Origin of the sequence: Microbacterium sp. 2FI (assembly GCF_005502885.1) — a bacterium.
Taxonomy (GTDB): Bacteria; Actinomycetota; Actinomycetes; order Actinomycetales; family Microbacteriaceae; genus Microbacterium.
The window spans coordinates 28,340-47,677 of sequence record NZ_SCMR01000015.1 but is presented as its reverse complement, the minus strand read 5'-3'; the positions used below and the strand labels follow the sequence as shown (position 1 = coordinate 47,677).

The 19,338-nt window shown below is 65.5% G+C and carries 14 protein-coding genes; all 14 read left to right on the top strand.

The genetic code is table 11. The features are described from left to right. The first annotated feature begins 53 nt into the window (after positions 1 to 53). Entirely contained in the window at positions 54 to 1,253 is a 1,200-nt protein-coding gene (locus tag FFS15_RS12665) for a cytochrome P450 (protein WP_171013185.1), read from the top strand. Then, positions 1,250 to 1,441 carry a ferredoxin gene (locus FFS15_RS12660; RefSeq protein ID WP_137845400.1) on the top strand — a complete coding sequence of 64 codons (192 nt, stop codon included), beginning with the start codon at positions 1,250 to 1,252 and terminating at the stop codon, positions 1,439 to 1,441. Before FFS15_RS12665 ends, FFS15_RS12660 begins: the two co-directional genes overlap by 4 nt. Next, complete coding sequence (locus tag FFS15_RS12655) at positions 1,438 to 2,562, top strand: FAD-dependent oxidoreductase (RefSeq protein WP_137845399.1); 1,125 nt, start codon at positions 1,438 to 1,440, stop codon at positions 2,560 to 2,562. Before FFS15_RS12660 ends, FFS15_RS12655 begins: the two co-directional genes overlap by 4 nt. Before the next feature lie 21 nt (positions 2,563 to 2,583). Then, positions 2,584 to 3,705 carry an NAD(P)-dependent alcohol dehydrogenase gene (locus FFS15_RS12650; protein WP_137845398.1) on the top strand — a complete coding sequence of 374 codons (1,122 nt, stop codon included), beginning with the start codon at positions 2,584 to 2,586 and terminating at the stop codon, positions 3,703 to 3,705. After that, a complete protein-coding gene (locus tag FFS15_RS12645) occupies positions 3,705 to 5,135 on the top strand; it encodes an aldehyde dehydrogenase family protein (RefSeq protein WP_137845397.1) in 1,431 nt (476 codons plus the stop codon). Before FFS15_RS12650 ends, FFS15_RS12645 begins: the two co-directional genes overlap by 1 nt. A gap of 30 nt (positions 5,136 to 5,165) precedes the next feature. Continuing rightward, positions 5,166 to 5,840, top strand: coding sequence for an MBL fold metallo-hydrolase (locus tag FFS15_RS12640; protein ID WP_137845396.1), 675 nt, complete (start codon positions 5,166 to 5,168; stop codon positions 5,838 to 5,840). Positions 5,841 to 5,935: 95 nt separating this feature from the next. Further along, entirely contained in the window at positions 5,936 to 6,394 is a 459-nt protein-coding gene (locus tag FFS15_RS12635; protein ID WP_137845395.1) for a DUF1772 domain-containing protein, read from the top strand. 15 nt (positions 6,395 to 6,409) lie between these two features. Further along, positions 6,410 to 7,705 (top strand): MFS transporter, encoded by a 1,296-nt coding sequence (locus tag FFS15_RS12630; protein ID WP_137845394.1) that lies wholly within the window; start codon positions 6,410 to 6,412, stop codon positions 7,703 to 7,705. A gap of 44 nt (positions 7,706 to 7,749) precedes the next feature. Next, positions 7,750 to 10,233: a glycoside hydrolase family 2 TIM barrel-domain containing protein gene (locus FFS15_RS12625; RefSeq protein ID WP_137845393.1), complete on the top strand. Its 2,484-nt coding sequence runs from the start codon at positions 7,750 to 7,752 to the stop codon at positions 10,231 to 10,233. A 285-nt stretch (positions 10,234 to 10,518) separates the two neighbouring features. After that, a complete protein-coding gene (locus FFS15_RS12620; RefSeq protein ID WP_137845392.1) occupies positions 10,519 to 11,532 on the top strand; it encodes a BMP family ABC transporter substrate-binding protein in 1,014 nt (337 codons plus the stop codon). Next, entirely contained in the window at positions 11,529 to 13,049 is a 1,521-nt protein-coding gene (locus tag FFS15_RS12615) for an ABC transporter ATP-binding protein (RefSeq protein WP_137845391.1), read from the top strand. Before FFS15_RS12620 ends, FFS15_RS12615 begins: the two co-directional genes overlap by 4 nt. A gap of 68 nt (positions 13,050 to 13,117) precedes the next feature. Further along, a complete protein-coding gene (locus FFS15_RS12610) occupies positions 13,118 to 14,143 on the top strand; it encodes an ABC transporter permease (RefSeq protein WP_137845390.1) in 1,026 nt (341 codons plus the stop codon). After that, the gene (locus tag FFS15_RS12605) at positions 14,130 to 15,038 is read left to right on the top strand and encodes an ABC transporter permease (protein ID WP_137845389.1); all 909 of its coding nucleotides are present in this window, start codon (positions 14,130 to 14,132) and stop codon (positions 15,036 to 15,038) included. Before FFS15_RS12610 ends, FFS15_RS12605 begins: the two co-directional genes overlap by 14 nt. 639 nt (positions 15,039 to 15,677) lie before the next feature. Further along, complete coding sequence (locus FFS15_RS12600; RefSeq protein ID WP_171013184.1) at positions 15,678 to 19,229, top strand: glycosyl hydrolase; 3,552 nt, start codon at positions 15,678 to 15,680, stop codon at positions 19,227 to 19,229. Positions 19,230 to 19,338: the final 109 nt, after the last annotated feature.

Below are 19,338 nucleotides of genomic sequence, written 5' to 3'. Positions count from 1 at the left end.
CTCCGGCGGTCGTTCTTCGGCCACCCCTACCCGACCTGCCAAAGGAGGCAATCATGAGTGACACAACCACCGCGACTCCCAGCACCGATGCGGATCTGTTCGCTCCCGAAGTCGTGGCCGACCCGTTTCCGACGCTGACCGCACTGCGCGAGCAGGCTCCCGCGGTCTACTCGACGAAGTACGACTTCTACGTTCTGACGCGCTACGAAGATGTCCGCGCAACCGCCGGCGACTGGGAGTCCTTCACCTCGTCGAAGGGTGTCGGGCTCACCGAACAGTTCAACAAGCAGCTCGTGGGCTCGGTTCTCGCGACAGACCCGCCCGAGCACGATGCCCTCCGCGAAGTTCTGTCGGACAAGCTGGCACCGCGCGGCCTCGCGCAGATCCGCCAGCAGATCAGCGAGTATGCCAACTCCCTTGTCGCCGAGTGCGTCGCGAAAGGCACCTTCGACGGCGTGGTCGACATCGCTCGCGTCTTCCCGATCAATGTCGTCGGCGACCTGGTCGGACTCCCGATGGAAGGCCGGGAGAAGATGCACCCCGGCGCCGACGCCACCTTCTCGGGGTTCGGGCCGTTCGTTCCCTACGTCATGGAGCACCTGCCCCAGCTGCAGGACTACCAGGCCTGGATGGGCACCATGGCGGACCGTTCGAAGCTGACGCCCGGCGGTTGGGGCGAAGCGATCATGGACGCGGTCGACGACGGCCGTCTCACTCAGCTCGGTGCCATCCGGACAGTCAGCGCCTACCTCACGGCAGGCATGGACACCACGGTCAACGCGATCGCCGCGCTGATGCGGCTCTTCGCGGATCGTCCCGATGTCTGGAACGCCCTCAAGGCAGACCCCAAGCTCGCGGCGCCGATTTTCGAGGAGATCCTGCGACTGGAGTCGCCGGTCGTCGGCTTCTGGCGCGTCGCCACGAAGGACGTCGAGTTCGGTGAAGTGACCGTGCCCGAGGGCTCCAAGGTACTGCTGCACTGGGCGGCCGCGAACCGGGACCCCGAGAAGTACCCGAATCCCGACACCTTCGACATCGGGCGCAATCCGCTCGACCACGTCGCTTTCGGCTATGGCGTTCACGCCTGCGCAGGCCAGGGCCTCGCCCGGATGGAAGCGGTCACGCTGCTTGAGGCATTCGCCGCGCAGATCGACACCATCGAGCTGGCCGGTGAGCCCGTGCGCGGACGCAACCCGATCGTCCGCGGCTACGAGTCCGTCCCCCTTCGAGTGACCCCCCGGAGAGATGCGTGAAGATCGACATCAAGCTGCCCGCGTGCGAAGGACATGGGCTGTGTGCCCAGACCGCGCCGGGCATCTATGAGCTGGACGACGAAGGGTACGTGCGTCTCGTCGTTGACGAGATCACGCCGGACCTGGAGGCGGCGGCCGAGGCCGGGGCGCGAGTCTGCCCCGTCGCCGCGCTCGCTGTGCGTCGATGAACAATGTCGTGATCGTCGGCGGCTCCATCGCCGGCGTGACCGCCGCCGGCTCGTTGCGTGCACTCGGCTGGACCGGGGAGATCACGGTGCTCTCCGACGAGCACGATCCGCCCTACTCGCGGGTGCCGCTGTCGAAGGGCATCCTGGCCGGCACCGAACCCGCCGAGTCGGCGGTGCTCCCGGCCCTGCCGGACGACGTCCGGGTGCGGACCGGAGTGCGTGCGGTCCGCCTGCACACCGAGGGCAAGACCGTGGAGCTCGACAACGGGGAGCTCGTGCCCTACGACGGCCTGATCGTCGCGACCGGTGCGCGCCCTCGGCGACTCGCAGAGGTGGGCCAGACCGGCGAGCACGTCGTGCGCACGCTATCAGACGCTGAGAATATTGCCTCTGCAGTCGTCGGCGCGCGGACAGCGATCGTCGTCGGGGCGGGGTTCCTCGGCATGGAGGTGGCGTCCACCCTCCGCCACCACGGCCTGGACGTCACCGTGATCGACCGGGATCCTCCTCTCCTGCGGCTGCTGGGGCCCTGGCTGGCCGACCTCATCGTCGGCCGAGCGACAGCAGACGGCGTGCGGTTCATCCTCGCGCCGAACGGCGTCGAACTGATCGGCGACCCGGTGCGCGGAGTGATCACCGGACCGGGGGAGGAGCACTTCGCCGACCTCGTCGTCACCGCCGCGGGCGATCTCCCGAACGTCGAGTGGCTGGAGTCCTCCGGGCTCCCGCTTGCCGGAGGACTCGTCGTCGACGACCGATGCGTGGTCGCCCCGGGCATCGTGGCTGCCGGCGACGTCGCGGTACGCGAAGTGCTGCCGGGACTGTTCCGCCGCACGCCCCACTGGACCAACGCCATCGTGCAGGGGCAGGCTGCGGCGCGGGCGATGCTCGACAGCGACACCGCACCCTACGAACCCGACCACTACTTCTGGACGGAGCAGTTCGGCCTCGACATCAAGATCGCGGGCGAGCTGCCCTTGGAAGGCGCGCCGGAAGTCATGGCGGGCGACCCCGATGAACTGAGCGCGCTGCTCCAGTGGCGTCGTGACGATCGCATCGTCGCAGTGGCGATCAACCATCGGATGCCGGTGGCCCGACTCAAGGCGATGACCCATGCCTGAAGACAACCGAGGACCGCAGACATGAGGACGACTGCCGCGATCGCCACAGCGAGCGGATCCGGATTCCAGCTGGCCGATGTCGTGCTCGACGAGCTGCGCGACGACGAGGTGCTGGTCGATGTCGTGGCCGTGGGCATGTGCCACACCGATCTCAGCGCGGCATCCGGCTCCATCCCGTTCCCGCTCCCCGGCGTGCTCGGCCACGAAGGCGCGGGCCGGATCCGCGCGGTGGGCTCCGCGGTGACCCGGGTCAAGCCGGGCGACCCCGTGCTGATGACGTTCACGTCCTGCGGTCGGTGCCGGCAGTGCCGCGGGGGACACCCCGCGTACTGCGATCACCATCTGCCGTGGAACCTGCTCGGCGGTACCCGCGCCGACGGCAGCATTCCGCTGGCCTGGGACGGGGAGGGTGTGCTCCATGCCCACTTCTTCGGGCAGTCGTCCTTCGCGCGGCACGCCATCGTCGATGAGCGCAGCGTCATCGCGCTCGCACCGACGACGACCGACGACGAACTCGCGCTCTACGCCCCCCTGGGCTGCGGGCTCCAGACCGGCGCCGGCGCCGTACTCAACGTGCTCGCACCCCGGCCGGACTCGGTTCTCGCCGTCAGCGGCGCCGGAGCAGTCGGACTCGCCGCAGTCATGGCGGCCGCCGCCGTCTCGGTGCAGACGATCATCGTCATCGACCGGATCGCGTCACGCCTGGACCTCGCCCGCGAGCTCGGCGCGACGCATGTCATCGACGCGTCGGCCGTCGACACCGCCGACGCTATCGCCTCGCTCACCGACGCACGTGGGGTGGACTATGCGATCGAGACGACGGGCAACGTCGGCGTACTCGAGACCATGATCGGCTCCCTCGCGGTCGGTGGGACCTGCGCCGTCATCGGCGCCCCCCGCGCGGGATCGCGAGCGCGGTTCGATGTCAACGCGCACCTCCCCGGTCGCCGCATCGTCGGAGTCACGCTGGGCGACAGCGAGCCCGAGCGCTTCATCCCCCAGCTGATCGCCCTCCATCGCGCCGGACGGTTCCCCATCGAGCGCCTGCAGCGCCGCTATGCGTTCACCGACATCGACCGGGCGGCGGCGGACGCGGCATCCGGTGACACCATCAAACCCGTCCTGATCGTAGGAGCCGACTGATGAGCACACAGTCCGTCTTCACATCCCGCGTGCTGCGCGGGTCCGGAGGTCGCACGTTCGCCGACGTCTCTCCCGTCACCGGCGAGACGCTGGCCGAGTTCCCGGCGCTCCAGCCTGACGACGTGGCCGACATCCTCCGCTACGCGGCGCACGCGCAGCGAGAGTGGGCCGCCGTCCCGTACACGGAACGGCGGCGGATCCTGCTCTCGGCGGCTGACCTGCTCGAATCCGAGCTCGAAGAGCACGTCGCGACGATGGCGCTCGAAGTCGGCGCGACTCGGCCGTGGGCCGAGATGAACATCCACGAGTCGGCAGCGACCCTGCGAGAGGCGGCATCCCTGACCAGCGGCGCGATCGGGGAGATCCTTCCCTCGTTCGATCCCGATACGGTCAATCAATCCCTGCGGGAACCGGCCGGTGTGAGCCTGTCCATCGTGCCGTGGAACGCGCCGGTGATCCTCGCCGCGCGGTCCAGCGCCATCTCGCTGGCGGTGGGGAACGCGGTGGTCATCCGTCCGAGCGAAGAGGCGCCGATATCGGCGGGTCACCTGCTCGCTGACGCGCTCGTCCGCGCCGGCGTGCCCGCCGAGGTGATCCCCGTGGTGACGAGTGCCGCGGGGGAGGGACGCCACCTCATCAACGAGCTGATCGCATCGCCCGAAGTCCGCCGCATCGCCTTCATCGGGTCCACACCCGTCGGACGATCCATCGCTTCACAGGCCGGTGCCGCATTGACGCCTTCGGTGATGGAACTGGGCGGCAAGAACGTGACGATCGTCCGCGAAGACGTGGACCTTGAGCGCTGGGCGCCCCTGCTGGCCTTCTCCGCCTTCGCGAACACCGGTCAGGTGTGCATGTGCACCGACAAGCTGCTCGTGCACCGCAGCCGCTATGCCGAAGCCGTGGACCGGCTCGTCGCCATCGCCGAATCGATGAACGTGGGCGATCCGCGCGATCCCGCAGTCCAGCTCGGGCCGCTCATCAACTCCAGCGCGGCCGCTCACTTCAGCGACCTGATCGAAGACGCGCGAGCCAACGGCGCGGTGGTCGCCGCCGGCGGGTCGCTCGACGGTCTCTCCGCGCGTCCCACGGTGCTCACCAATGTCAACGATCGGTGCCGGTTCTTCGCGGAGGAGGGATTCGCCCCGATCGTCAACGTCGTCCCCTACGACGACGATGACGACGCCCTCGCCAAAGCGAACGAGGGCGAGCTCGGACTCATCGCAGCCGTCATCTCGGATGACGCCGATCGTGCCTACCGCCTTGCCCGACGGGTCCGCGCCGGTGCTGTCCATGTCAACGGCCCGTCCGTGGGGGATGAACCGCACGTGCCGTTCGGCGGACTCGGCGCATCGGGCATGGGGCGCCTCGGAGGCCGAGACTCTGTCCGTTTCTACACCGAACAGCGCACCTTCTATCTCCACGGATAGCGCACGCGCAAGACCAGAAGGCACGATCCCATGACCCACCCCATTCGACTGACACCGCTCGGACACTCGTGCGTGCTCATCGAGGCGACCACCGACAGCGGCGCCACCGGCAGGATCCTGCTGGATCCCGGAAGCCTGACACCTCCGCTCTCTACGATCGAGGGCCTCGACGCGATCCTGATCACGCACGCGCACCAGGATCACGTCGACGCTGAGCAGATCCGACGCCTCCGGACGGACGCCGCGGTGCCCGTGTACGGAGATGCCGGCACCGCCGACCTGATGGCCCGCGCAGGAATTGACGACGTCACCGTCATCGAGCAGGGGTCGCTGCAGATCGCGGGCGTCCAGGTGGATGTCTCGGCGTGGGCGCACGAGCAGATCTATCCCGGAGTTCCCGTGCCGGTCGACTACGCGTACCTCCTGGCTGGGCGGATCTTCGCCCCCGGGGACGCCTTCGCCGAGCCCGGACATCCCATCGAAGTACTGCTGCTGCCCACCGGGGCCCCCTGGATGAAGATCTCAGAGGCGATCGACTACCTGAGGGCGCTCGCCCCCCGGGTCGCTGTGCCCGTCCACGACGGCGGGCTGGCCGCGCCTCACCGCGAGATGCATCGCACGCTCATGCAGAAGTTCGCTCCCGAAGGGACGACGGTGCTGCGACCCGCCGTCGGCGAGCAGATCGATTTGCCCGACGCGGTCTGACAGGCACTGAGGCGAGGGCGCGCCGGGGCCGGCGCGCGCCGTCGGACGATCCACACACGCGGGGACGGACCTGCGCGAAAGAAAGGTTCACATCAATGGGCGAGGTCCTTCACATCTCGGCGATCATCATGCTCGTCGCCGACGGACTCTGGGCAGGCGTCATCTTCTTCTACGCGGTCGAACGAGTGAATCTCTGGCGACGGATGCCAATCGATCAGTTCGTCGTGGACTTCCGGCGTTCGCTCTACCGCGCCGATCCGCTGCAGCCGATCATGGGCGGTGTCGCCATGATCGCGGCCGTCGTCTTCGCACTCAATGCGCCGGCGACGGCGGCGGTGCTCGCTTGGGTGGGCGCCGCACTCATCCTGTTCGTGATCGTCATGTCGATCGCCTTCCCGGAGCGCATCAACTCGCTCTTCCGACGCCGTGCGGAGGGTGAGGCGCCGCCTCAGATCGAACAGCTGCGCACCCGGTGGCGTCGCCTGCACTACACGCGAACGCCGCCGGCGATCCTGTCCCTGGTCGTGCTTGCTGCCGCTGCCGTCTGGTCTTAGTTCAACGAGGAGCTCATGTCAGTCACATCCGTTCAACCCAGTCACGCATGGCGTACGGCGTGGGCCGCAGGCATGGTCTCGTATCTGGATGCCGGAGCCCTGATCACCATCGGCATCGCCATGGTGCTCTACCAGGACGAGCTGTCGGTCGACCCCAACATGCAGGGCGCATTACAGGCCACGCTGACCTTGGCGCTTGCCGTCGGAGCATTGGTCGGCGGTCGGCTCGGTGATCGCTTCGGGCGACGTCGCATCATCACGGTCACCATCGTGATGTACATCCTGGCGGTCGGGGTGCTCGCGCTCACACCCGTCGCGTGGGTGCTGTTCCCGGCGGCCCTCGTGCTCGGCCTGGCAATCGGCGCAGACCTGCCGGTGTCCCTCGCGCTCATCAACGAGGAGGCCCCTGTCGGCAAGAAGGGACGCATGGTCGCCTTCTCCGTGCTGTTGTGGTTCATCGGCATCATCGTTCCGAACATCCTCACGGCAGCACTCGGCGGGATGGGGACCATCGCGGGCCGGATCCTGTTCCTGCATCTCTTCGTGGTGGGCATCCTCGTCCTCCTGCTGCGCACGACGATCCGTGAATCCGTCGAGTGGGCGGCAGCGCGCCAGCTCGAGGTCGATGATCCCGAACGGATCCGATTCAGTCATATGGGTCAGCTCTTCACCCGACCGCTGGTGCTCACCATCGCGGCCCTGGGCATCTACTACTCGATGTGGGGCCTCGGGGCGAACACGCTCTCCGCCTTCGGCACTCTCGCCTTCACTGAGGCTGCGGATGGGACGGCGCAGCAGTGGTCGGTCGTCATCTTGATCGCGCTGCCCATCGGCATCGCCGGGGGACTGGTGATGATGAAGATCGCCGACGCCTCCGTGCGAAAGTACTTCGTCAACATCGCCGGTCTGCTCTTCGGTCTCGCGTTCCTGATTCCGACGATCGCGGGAGTGAACGGACCGACGCTCATCGCATCGTGGATCCTCTTCGGGACGAGTGCGGCATTCTTCGGTGAGTCCATCTACAAGCTGTGGGTGCAGGAGACGGTGCCGACCTTGCTTCGCAGCACTGCTCAGGGCGCAACCCTGACGATCCAGCGTGTCGTGACGGCCCTCTTCGCCCTCGTCACCCCGGCGCTGATAACCACTCAGCCACGCGTTCTCTTCGCGATCCTGACCGGAGCAGGACTGATCTCCATCGTGATCTCACTCGTCTGGATTCCGCGCCTGCCGCGGGCAGCGGCGCTGGAAGCGCCGGCGGTCCTGGTCACCGATGAAGCGGTCGACGACATCGGCGAAGCAGCGAAACGCTGACGGGGTCGGCTGCTCCATCGCCACGGAAGAGAGGAACGGACGTCATGAGGACGACACTTTTCACCGACGGCTGGATCTTCCGTCGCGCGGGGGAGGCGGCATCGGTTTCCCTCCGGCTGCCTCACGACGCCATGATCGGGGAGATCCGCTCAGCGGATGCCGAAACCGGCAACCATGGCGGCTTCTTCCCCGGTGGCGCCTACGTGTACGCCAGACAGTGGACGGTGCCGGCGGAGGCAGCCGAGCGGACCTACAGCCTGTTCTTCGAGGGCGTCTACGGCGACACGCGTGTCCTGCTCGACGGGAACGAAGTCGCGCGGTGCGACAGCGGCTACCGCGAGTTCACCGCGCCCCTCAGCGGCGTGACTCCCGGTGCTGTGGTCAACGTCGAAGTGCACGTCGACAACACTGCGGTCCCCAACAGTCGCTGGTACACCGGTTCGGGAATCTACCGCCCCGTGTGGCTCGAGAGCGTCGGCAGGGCGAGAATCGCCCGCGACGGCATCAGCATCGTCACCCGGTCTCTGAGCGTCGATGGCACCGTCGACGTCGCCGTCAGTGTCGAGGGCGCACCGACCCGCGGTGGTGTCATCACCGCGAGGTTCGAACATCACGGCACCGAGGTTGCCCGCGAGGTCGTGGCAGTGCCCTCTCACGGCGAAGCCGAGCTCACGATCCGGGTTCCGGCGGTCCGGCCATGGTCTGCCGAATCCCCGCATCTGTACGACGTGCGAATCACGCTCGAGGTGGATGGTGATGTAGTTGACGAGCAGCAGATCCGAACCGGCCTGCGCACGGTCCAAGTCGACGCGCACCGCGGCCTTCGCATCAACGGCACACCGGTGCTCCTGCGCGGCGCGTGCGTTCATCACGACAACGGGATTCTCGGCGCCGCCACTTTCGCCGCTGCCGAGCATCGTCGGGCCCGACTGCTCAAGGAAGCCGGGTACAACGCGATCCGCAGCGCGCACAACCCGCTGTCGCGGGCCTTCCTGGACGCGTGCGACGAACTCGGCCTCTACGTCATGGACGAGCTCACGGACGTCTGGTTCCAGCACAAGACCCCTCACGACCACGCTGACCGCTTCGAGGAGACCTGGAAGGACGACGCGGACGCGATGATCGCGAAGGACCGCAATCGTGCCTCGGTCATCATGTACTCGATCGGCAATGAGATCGCCGAAACGTCCTCCGACAAAGGGGTGCACACGACCCGCGCCATCCACCGCTACCTCGCAGAGGTCGATCCGACCCGGCCCACGACGATCGCTGTCAATCTGCTGCTGAATATGATGGCCAGCCGAGGATGGTCGCCATTCGAGAACCCTCATGCGGATGGGCACGACGCTAAGAAGTCCAACATGGCGACCAGCACCGTCGCGAACATGCTCATCGCGAAGCTCGGACGCGTCATCGACCTGGCGTCCCGCCTCCCGGCGGCGGACAGAGCCAGCCGTTATGCATTTGCCGGAGTCGATATCGCGGGCTACAACTACGCCCACGGCCGCTACTCCGCCGATCGCAGGCGGTACCCCGAGCGGGTCATGGTCGGGAGCGAATCCATGCCCGGCTACCTGCCCGCGATCTGGAGGCGCGTCACCAGGGTCCCCGGTGTGATCGGCGACTTCATGTGGACGGGATGGGACTATCTCGGCGAAGCAGGCATCGGTGCCTGGAGCTACGGCGACGATCCGGGCGGGATCAGCAAACCCTACCCCGCACTCGTCGCCGGATCCGGCGCGTTCGACATCACTGGGCTGCCCGGTGCGCCCGCCTTCCTCGCGAAGGCCGTGTGGGATTCGACGTCCGCACCCGGCATCGCCGTCCGACCACTCGACAAGGCCGGGATGCGTGCCAATGAGACGCCGTGGCGCACCAGTGACGCCGTTCCCAGCTGGTCGTGGGGTGGCCTCACGGGCGAGGCGGAAGTCGAGGTCTATTCACCTGACGATCAGGTCGAACTGCTCATCAACGGTCGTTCGCTCGGCCGCAAGCGTGCGGGCCGCCGCGCGGACTTCGTCACTCGCTTCCGAGCGCAGTACGAGCCCGGGGAGATCGTCGCGGTCGGCTACCGAAACGGCGCGGAGACCGGCCGCAGCAATCTGCGCACCGCTCGGAATCCGAATCTGCGACTCGTCGCCGAGAAAGGCGAGCTGAACGGCCCGGACGACCTTGCCTACATCTGGGTCGAGTTCGCTGACGACGAAGGCATCGTGGACCTTACCGTCGATGACACCGTCACCATCAGCGTCGTCGGCGCCGGGACATTGCTTGCGATGGGCAACGCCGCGCCATCGACCACAGAGTCATACACCGACAGCGTGCATTCCACATACCGCGGACGCGCACTGGCGGTCGTGCGTGGCACCGCCGAGCCCGGTCCGATCACGGTGACGGTGGGATCCGGACGAAACGGCCTCGCTCGCCTCGATCTGCTCAGCGTCCCCTCGCACGCATCCACTGCAAGACCCCGTGCGGCCGTCGGACGACACCAGGACGGTGACGCGGACCAGTTCGGTGTGCAGTGAGATCGGAAAGCGGAAGTCGTTCGACAAGGCATCTAGCTCGGTGACCGGAACCGCACGCCCCTTCGCCGCCTGATTCGCGTGGTTCGGCAATCCACAGACCAGCTCGCTGCACGCGGCAGTTCTGGCTAGCGGCGAGACAAGCTAGCTTCCCGTGAGTCGCGGGACTGAACGAAACGGAGGAAGTCCTGAATAATAGGGCACGTTGCGCGTTTGTTAGGAAACAGGTGTTGCCTTTTTCAGGACGTCAGTATTGACTAGCAGGACATTACGATTCGAGGGAGAATCATGAAGCGTTCAGCAACTACTGGTGTCGTCACAATGGCTCTCGTCGGAGCGCTCGTACTCGCCGGATGCGGCGGGCAAGCTCCCACCGCCGACGCGACAAGCGAGGCCGGCGAAGAGTCGATCGCGGTCGGACTGTTTGTCGCCAATGCATTCGGCGATCACAGCTACTACGACGCAGCATTCGAGACGATCGATGCCCTCGAGGCTGAGCACGGTGCGACAGTCACCACCTACGAAGGCAAGCTTGAGACTCAGAACTATGGACCGCTGCTTCAGGATGCTGCGGACGCCAACGAACTCGTATACGTAGTGGGCAACCAGGCCATCGATGCCACCGTCGAAGCTGCGTCGCAGAACCCAGATACCACGTTCGTTTTTGTGAACGGTGTCGTCCCGAGCGAGGACGTCGTTTCGGTGGCTTACCGCTACGCCGAGTCCTGCTACGCGGGCGGTACTGTCGCGGCCCTGGTGAGCGAGGATGAAGGAAGGTCCGCCGTCGGGTTCATGGGAGGCTTCGAGGCTCCGAGCATCGCGGATTGCGAAGCGGGATACACCCAGGGCGCGCAGGCGCAGGATCCGTCGCTCTCCGTGATCTCCAGTTACGTCGGATCCTTCAGCGATCCCGTGAAGGGGCTCGAGACCGCGACGGCGATCGGGCAACAGGGCGCGTACGTCATCTACTCGACTGCCGGCCTCTCTGGTCAAGGGGCCGTGAAGGCCGCTGAGGGCGGCACGGCGATCGCGCCGATCATGGCTGCCTACCCCACCGTTCCCGATGTCAGCCCGGCCGTGGTCACCGACGACACCAGCGTGCTCGTCCTCGATGCGGCAGATTCATACGTCGACGGCACGCTCACCAAGGGGGATGTGCGGACATACGGGTTCAAGGAGGGCGCATTCACCGTCCTATACAACGACGCGTTCCTCAGCGACGACCAGCAGACTCTTGTGGAAGACGTCATCACGCAGATCATCGCCGGCGACATCGTGCCCGAAGGTGCACCCCGGGGATGACGACCGTCCTCCGCGCCACGGCCATCACCAAACGGTTCGGCGACCTTCTCGCCAACGACCGCGTCGACTTCGAGGTAGAGCCGGGTGAGATCCACGCCGTGGTCGGTGAGAACGGTGCGGGCAAGAGCACGCTGATGAACATTCTGTTCGGGATGGAACGCCCCGATGCGGGAAGCATCGAGATCGACGGGGTGCCCACGGAACTCCACAACGCCGCCGACGCAATACACGCGGGGATCGGCATGGTCCATCAGCACTTCATGCTCGTGCCCGAGTTCTCGGTGACGAGGAACGTCACGCTCGGCGCCGAACCCCGACGGCTCGGCTTCATCAACGCGAAGGCGAGCGCGCGGGCACTGGCGGCACCGATGGCACTCCTGGGTGTCCAGTTCGACATCCGTCGGAAGGCACGCGAGCTGAGTGTCGCGCAGCAGCAGCAGGTGGAGATCCTCAAAGTGCTGTACCGGGGCGCACGAATACTGATCCTCGACGAACCCACCGCAGTCCTCACCCCTCAGGAGACCGCCGAACTGTTCCGCACGCTCCGGTCGCTTTCTCGAAGCGGGGTATCCGTCATCTTCATCACCCACAAACTGCGCGAGGTGATGGAGATCGCGGATCGGGTGACCGTGCTGCGCCAGGGTCGAACCCACGGCACGTTCCCGCTCGCGGAGGTTGACATTCCGACGCTGGTGTCGCTGATGACCGGGCGCAGCGACGTCGAACTCGGGCGCCTGCCACGCGTACCTCCCGGACACGCCCCCCGGCTTCGCGTTGAGGGGCTGAGCGGGCGTCAGTTACCCGACTGCGAACTGTCAGATGCGACTCTCCACGTCCGCGAGGGCGAGATCGTCGGCATTGCCGGCGTCGATGGCAACGGGCAGAACAGCCTGGTCGCGCTCCTGACCGGAGGCGCGCGTCCTTCTGCGGGCAGCATCCATCTGGACGATGTGAGACTCCCCGGAACGTCAATCGCCGCGCACCGTCGGCGCGGGCTGGGCTACGTTCCCGAAGATCGGCGCACAGACGGTCTTCCGTTGCACGCACCTGTGGTGGAAGCGCTGGCAATGGGGCGACTGTTGTCGGTACGGGGCCTATCCCTGTTCGGGCCCGCCATCACGCGTCCCATGAAGGCGTGGGCGCGCGACGTGATCAGTCGCTTCGGTATCAAGGTCACTTCCCTGGAGACAGCGCCCAACAGTCTGTCCGGGGGCAATCAGCAGAAGATCGTTCTCGCCCGAGAGTTGGACGCGCAACCGCGGCTACTGGTCATGGCGCAACCGACCCGCGGCGTGGATCTCGGCGCATCCGAAGGCATCTACACGTCGATCCTCGACCTGGCGTCGAAGGGAGCGGCGATCATCGTCGTCTCCGCCGATCTCGACGAGTTGCTCCGCCTCACCGACCGCATCCTCGTGGTCTATCGCGGCGCGATCGTCGCCGAGTTCGTCGCTGCGACGACCTCACGGGACGAACTCGGGCTCGCGATGGCGGGCATCCACCAGGAGGCGGCGTGAGTAACCTGGTTGAAGTCGCTGTCGAAGCGCCGGCGCCGCACGGGGTCGGTCGTGCATTGATTCCGGCGATGAAAGCCCTCGTCGCGCCCGTAGCAGGGCTCCTCGTGGCGATCATCCTTATCCAGGCCGGCGGATTCCAGCCGCTGCCGACGATCCTCGTCGGCCTCGAGTACTCCCTCGGCAGCGTCGAGGCGATCGCGCGAACAGTGGCATGGGGCCTGCCGTTGTGCGTCGCAACCCTCGGCGTCGTCGTCGCGTACCGGACAGGGATGTTCACCGTCGGTGCCGAAGGGCAGATCTACGTGGGCGCGTTGGTGAGCGCGGTGACCGGCGCCTACGTGGGTGGGCTGGTCCCGGTGGCTCACCAGGCACTCTCGATCGCACTCGCCGCACTCGCAGCAGGGGCGGTGTCGGCCGGACTCGGCTGGTTGGCCGCGCACTGGAACGTGGACATCGTCCTGTCCTCGCTGCTCAGCAACTACGTCCTCCTCGGACTGTGCATCTACTTCGCCAGCGGTGTCTTCAACGACCCGGCCGCCGAGGCCCCTGGCGCAACTCTTCCGATACAGCCTTCGGCGGAGTTCCTGAGGCTCATTCCGCGCACGCAACTGACCGTTGCGGTGTTCCTTGTTGCGGTGCTGTGCATAGGGGCATGGTGGATCCTCGAGCGATCCGTCGTCGGCTACCGGTGGCGAATGATCGGAGAGTCCCCTCGATTCGCCACATCGTCGGGGATGGATGTACCGCGCTGGCAAGTGTTGTCGCTGACAGTGTCCGGTGCGTGCTGCGGAGTCGCCGGCGCCCTGCTCGTCCTTGCGAGCCAGGGTCGGTTCGCTTCCGAGATTGCAATCGGACTGGGATGGATCGCCGTCATGCTCGCGTTGATGGGCCGCGCGAAGCCGGTGCTGGCGATCCTGTGGGTGGGCGTTTACAGCGTGATGCAGGCAGCCAGCCGCAAGATCGAGCAGGTCGCGGAGGTCCCCTCGGACCTTGCCGTTCTTGTGATCTGCACGATCCTCATCGCCGCTGCGGCTGCACCCGGGGCAGTCGACCTTGTGGTCTCGACATGGAGGAGACGCCGTGGAATGGCTTGACGCATTGCTGAGCTCTGGGGTGCGCATGACGACACCGATCCTGCTGGCCGCGCTCGCTTGCCTCCCGACGCTGTGGACGCGCGACATCAACATCGGCCTCGAAGGAGTGATGATCTTCGGTGCATTCTTCGGCATCGCGCTCGGTATCGCCACGGGTTCTGCGCTGACCGCGGTACTGCTCACACTGGTTCTTGCCGCGGCGGCTGGCCTCTGCTTCGGACTGTTCGTCACGAAGCTGAAGGTCGACGTCTTCGTCGGAGGCATTGTGCTGTTCGTCTTCGCCGGCGCCGCGACCGCATATCTGCTTGACATCCTGTTCGGGGTGAAGGGCAACCTGTCGAATCCGGGCATTCCGGTGCTCGGCTCGATCGACGTGCCGCTCCTCGAGGACGTGCCGCTCGTCGGGGGGATCGTGTCGGGCCATTCCATTCTCAGCTGGCTTGCCGTCATCCTCGCCGTGGTTCTCGCTGTGGCAGATCGCCGCACGGTTATCGGGGTTCATTTTCGGGCAGCAGGATCCCGCCCCGAAGCGCTCTCCGCCGCCGGCGTGTCGGTCGTCACCACGCGCGTCATCGCACAGGTGTGGTGCTTCGCACTCGCCGCGCTCGCGGGCATCGAGATCAGCACCGGCCAACTGGGGCTCTTCACCGTCGGAATGGTCGGAGGAGTCGGCTTCGTGGCGCTCGCGGTCGTGATCTTCGCACGGGGAAGCGTAGGTTTCGCTGTGCTCGTCAGCGCATGCTTCGGGATCGCCACGGCTGTGTCGTTCCAGTTCGACAAGAACGTCGTACCTCACGAACTCACCCAGATGCTCCCATATGCCGCTGCGCTCATCGCACTGGTCCTCATTTCGCGCCGATCGCGTCGGCCGCGGCGAACGCTAGTTGGCGTCTAGCGTCGAGCGACCGCGAACGTCCTCGAACCGGTCTTCGGCGCTTCAAGTAGGTAACCGCACTCCGCGGTCGATCGGGGGAGCTTCGCTCCAACCTGGCGGGTGAACGGATGACGCGCCGCGTTCGTCGAGCGCAGCGACGTCTCGACCGCAGTGATCGCTATTGAACGTTCAGATGAGTCATTTGAACGTTCATCTACTCAGCGGTGTGGACCGTTCTACCTGATCATGCTCCAATGCCCCCCGTTGCACCACCTCCGTCGATTCATCGACCGCGCGGTGTTACCACGCCTCCCAAAGCAAGATGAACGTCGAGCGGGGCGGAATGGCCTGAATCACAAGCATTTGTCAATCAGCTGTGCCAACTGCGAGGTCGCAGGCGCCAGATGAACGAAGTCGCGTAGAGCGGTTGACAAACTGTGAGGTTCACGTACTGTTGACACCTGAGCGAATCTGAATCGATTCACCACAACGCCGTGTTGAGTCCGCCCTCCATCTCCGTTGATGGTCGAGTGGGCGCCTCTTCCGGGCGAGCAACCGAGAGGAACAGATCTTCAGATGTTGACAAGCACCCGAAACCCGTCCCCGGGGACGATGAGACCACCAGGTGGACGGATTTTCCGCCCGCTCGCAATGTTGCCGGTGGCAGCCCTCGCGATCACCCTCGCGGTCGCGCCGCCGACCCACGCGGCAGAATTGTCCACGTCGGCATTCTCGAAGACGCTCGCGACTCCAGCGAGCTCGAACTTCGCCGACCAGCTTGAGAGCAAGTACATCGATCCGGACCGCGTATACAGCACCGACGTCCGTTGGTGGCTCGGCGACGCCGCTCACACTGATGAGTCTCTGCTCGCCGAGATCCAGGCGCTCTACGACGCAGGCTTCCGCGGCGTCGAACTCGAGATGCAGGACGACCGCAAGGCTCCGAATGCGAACTACGGCTACGGGTCACCCGCAGCCAAGCACAAGTGGAACTTGATGATGCACAAGCTCCTCGATCTCGGCATGGGGGTCTATCTGACGTCGGGGGCGAACTGGGCCACGCACAATGTGCCGGGGCTCGACCCGACCAGCCAGGCTGCGATGCAGAACCTCACGTTGGGGACCGCCACCGTGAACGCGGGTGCCGCACTGCCCGCTCTGACCGCCCCCGCGGCGAATCAACGACGCGTCGGAGCTGAGTTCGTCACCGCTTACGCCTACCGAGTGGTTGAGGGAAACACCGTCGACCCCGACAGCTACGTCGACCTGTCGCAGACCCTCACCCAGGGTGCGAGTGTCTGGGAGCAGAATTCGACCTGGACGGCGCCCAGCGATGGCACCTATCGCGTGTTCGGTCTGTGGACGCAGGGAACGTTCCAGACGTCCGAGCCGTCCGTCGCCCCGGCGTATGCAGTCAACTACTTCGACAAGCGTGGTCTGGACGCGCTGAAGGTGTTCTGGGAGGACTTCTACCTCGATGACCCGACGCTTGTCGAGAAGATCAAGCACGGTGACGTGCAGCTGTTCATGGACTCGATCGAGATCCACGCGGGTGGAGGTAACGAGCACCTGCGTGGTCCCATCCTCTCGTCGCCGCAGTTCACCTGGTGGACCGACGACATGGTCGAGGAATTCAAGCTGCGTAAGGGCTACGACATCACGCCTCACCTGTTCTTGATCGCCGGTGTGAAGTCGGAGTTCATCACGCCCTATCAGCAGGTCGGGTGGACGGGCACGTACCGTCTGGCGGAGGACGAGGCTCGCCGGCAGTCGATCATCAACGACTACCAGGATGTGCTCACGCAGCTCTACATGGAGCGTCTGATCCAGCCGATGACGGACTGGATGAACTCCAACGGCATCAAGACGCGCGCTCAGATGGCATACGGCCGCCCGTTCGAGAACTCTGAACTGGCCATGGCTGTCGACTACCCGGAGGCGGAGAACTACGCTCAGGCCAACCAGGTGGACCTCTTCCGCACCTGGACGGGCGCTGCCAAGCTCGAGAACAAGGTGCTCTCGACTGAGACCGGTGCCGCGGTGCCCTTGTTCAGTGGCACCGCGCAGCGTGATCTCGAGGACGCGTACTCGCAGTACGCGGCGGGCTTCCAGCGCATTATCTGGCACGTTTGGGGATCCGAGTACACGTATGGGGAAGCCACGTGGCCCGGGCATAACGCGACGAACTATCGTCAGCTCGGAACCCGTACCCCCTCTTCTGCCGATTACGACGAGTTCAATGCTCACCTCGGACGCGTGCAGCAGCTCCTGCAGACCGGTCAGTCGCGCACCGATGTCGGCTTCATCAACCAGAAGTGGATTCATGGAGTCAAGTTCAGGGGCGGCACGGGCAACGTCAATCAGGGCATGAACTGGCAGCTCGCTCACCAGGGCGTCCACTACCGTTCGACGGAACTGCAGGACAACGGCTACACGTACGACTACTTCAGCCCGCGCTTCCTGTTCGATGAGGACGTTTCCTTCAACGAAGAGACGAAGACGATCGAGCAGGCCGGCTACAAGGCCGTCGTGCTGTACCAGGACTGGCTTGAGCTCGAAGGCGCCGAACGCCTCCTCGACTGGGCCAAAAAGGGACTGAAGGTCGTCATCCTCGGCGATGCTGCAGCCCGCACTCCGTTCAACGATGGTAAGAACGCCGAGTTGCAGCAGGTGATCAGCGAGCTGAAGGCGCAGCCGACTGTTCGCACGGCGACCGTCGCCGACCCGCCGGCAGGAGGGTACTTCAGTTCTGACCCCGGCGGCTACGACGACAACGTCCTCGAGCAGCTGCAGGATCTGGGCGTGGAACCGTACAGCGGTTTCTCCGAACCGAACCTCCAGCTGCTCAGCCAGACGCGCAGCGACGAGGCCGGCAACGAGTATGTCTACCTCTACAACTACGACGACGGTTCTTACGCGAGCAACTCCGTGCGTGAGAGCGTGCGGAACGCTGTGATCGGTGACTCGATCGCGACCGAGGTCGTCCAGGACGGGCTGTTCGTGCCGTACAAGATCGATGCCTGGACCGGTGAAGTCACCGAGCTGGCCAACTATCGCTGGGAAGACGGCAAAACGGTCCTCCCGATCGCGCTGGACCACGGCGATATCTCGCTGCTGGCATTCGAGAAGGTGAGCGGGCAGAACGTGCACATCGTCTCCACCGACGCAGAGTCGGCGCACGCCGTCGTCAACGGTGTCGCCGTCCGCGCCACCGAGACCGGGAACGTGACGACGGAACTGAGCAACGGTACCGACTACGTTGAGGCGGTCACCGTTCCTCTGGCCTATGACATCACCGACTGGGATCTGACTGTGCAGTCGTGGCGACCCAACGCCGTCCAGGGTGACCTCGTGCTGACGGAGGAGGGCGATGGGCTCACCACTGTCAACCGGGCAACTTCGACGATCAAGACGCCCGTCAACGTGCAGCTCGAAACTCTGACGACGTGGGACCAGATTCCCGAGGTCGGCAAAGCAGTGTCTGGAACGGGCCACTATGAGGCGTCGTTCACTTGGGATGCTGACGTCGCATCGGGCGCCTACCTCGACTTCGGCAAGGACTTCGAGTCGAGCATGAAGGTCTGGATCAACGGTGAGAAGGTCGGAGGTGACGTCTCGACGAACCCCACCAAGGTGAAGAGGGACGTCGGTGGCCTCGGGAAGCCCACGATCGACGACGGCACGGGTAACCAGGTTCCGTTGGTCGGACAGGACCTCCACACCGGCGGCGTGAACTGGAGCACTCCGATCACAGACGTCAGCGACTACCTCGTCGACGGTGAGAACAAGATCGTCATCGAATACAACTCCGTTCTCTCGAACGTGCAGCTCGATCGCGGCGTCATCCGGGAGCAGCTGAATCTGAACGGGTGGTTCGGCAACGACCAGAAGTACCTCGCCTTCGGGCCGCAGCAGGCGAAGATCGTCCCGTTCGTCGAGGTGGAGTACAGCCTGATCGGCAGCATCGCGGATCCGCTCGCTGAGCTGCGGGCCGCCGGTGACATCACCAACGGTGCGAAGACATCGCTGCAGATCCGGCTCGACCGCGCGGCCACCGCGTTGGCGGCGGGAGACGACGCGGCAGCCCTCGGGCACCTGCGTGACTTCGTCAAGCACGTGCCGAGTGTTGTGAAGGATAAGGACGCACGATCGGTTCTGATCCAGGCTGCTGAAGGGGTGATCGCCGAACTCGAACAGCGGCTCGCCGACTAGGCGACAGCGCCACGACTGCGCCCGGGTCGCATCCCTTCGAGGATGCGGCCCGGCGCGGAGGTGTCGGGTGCGAAGTGGGTAGGGGTCGGCCGCATCGAGTCGTTTGCGG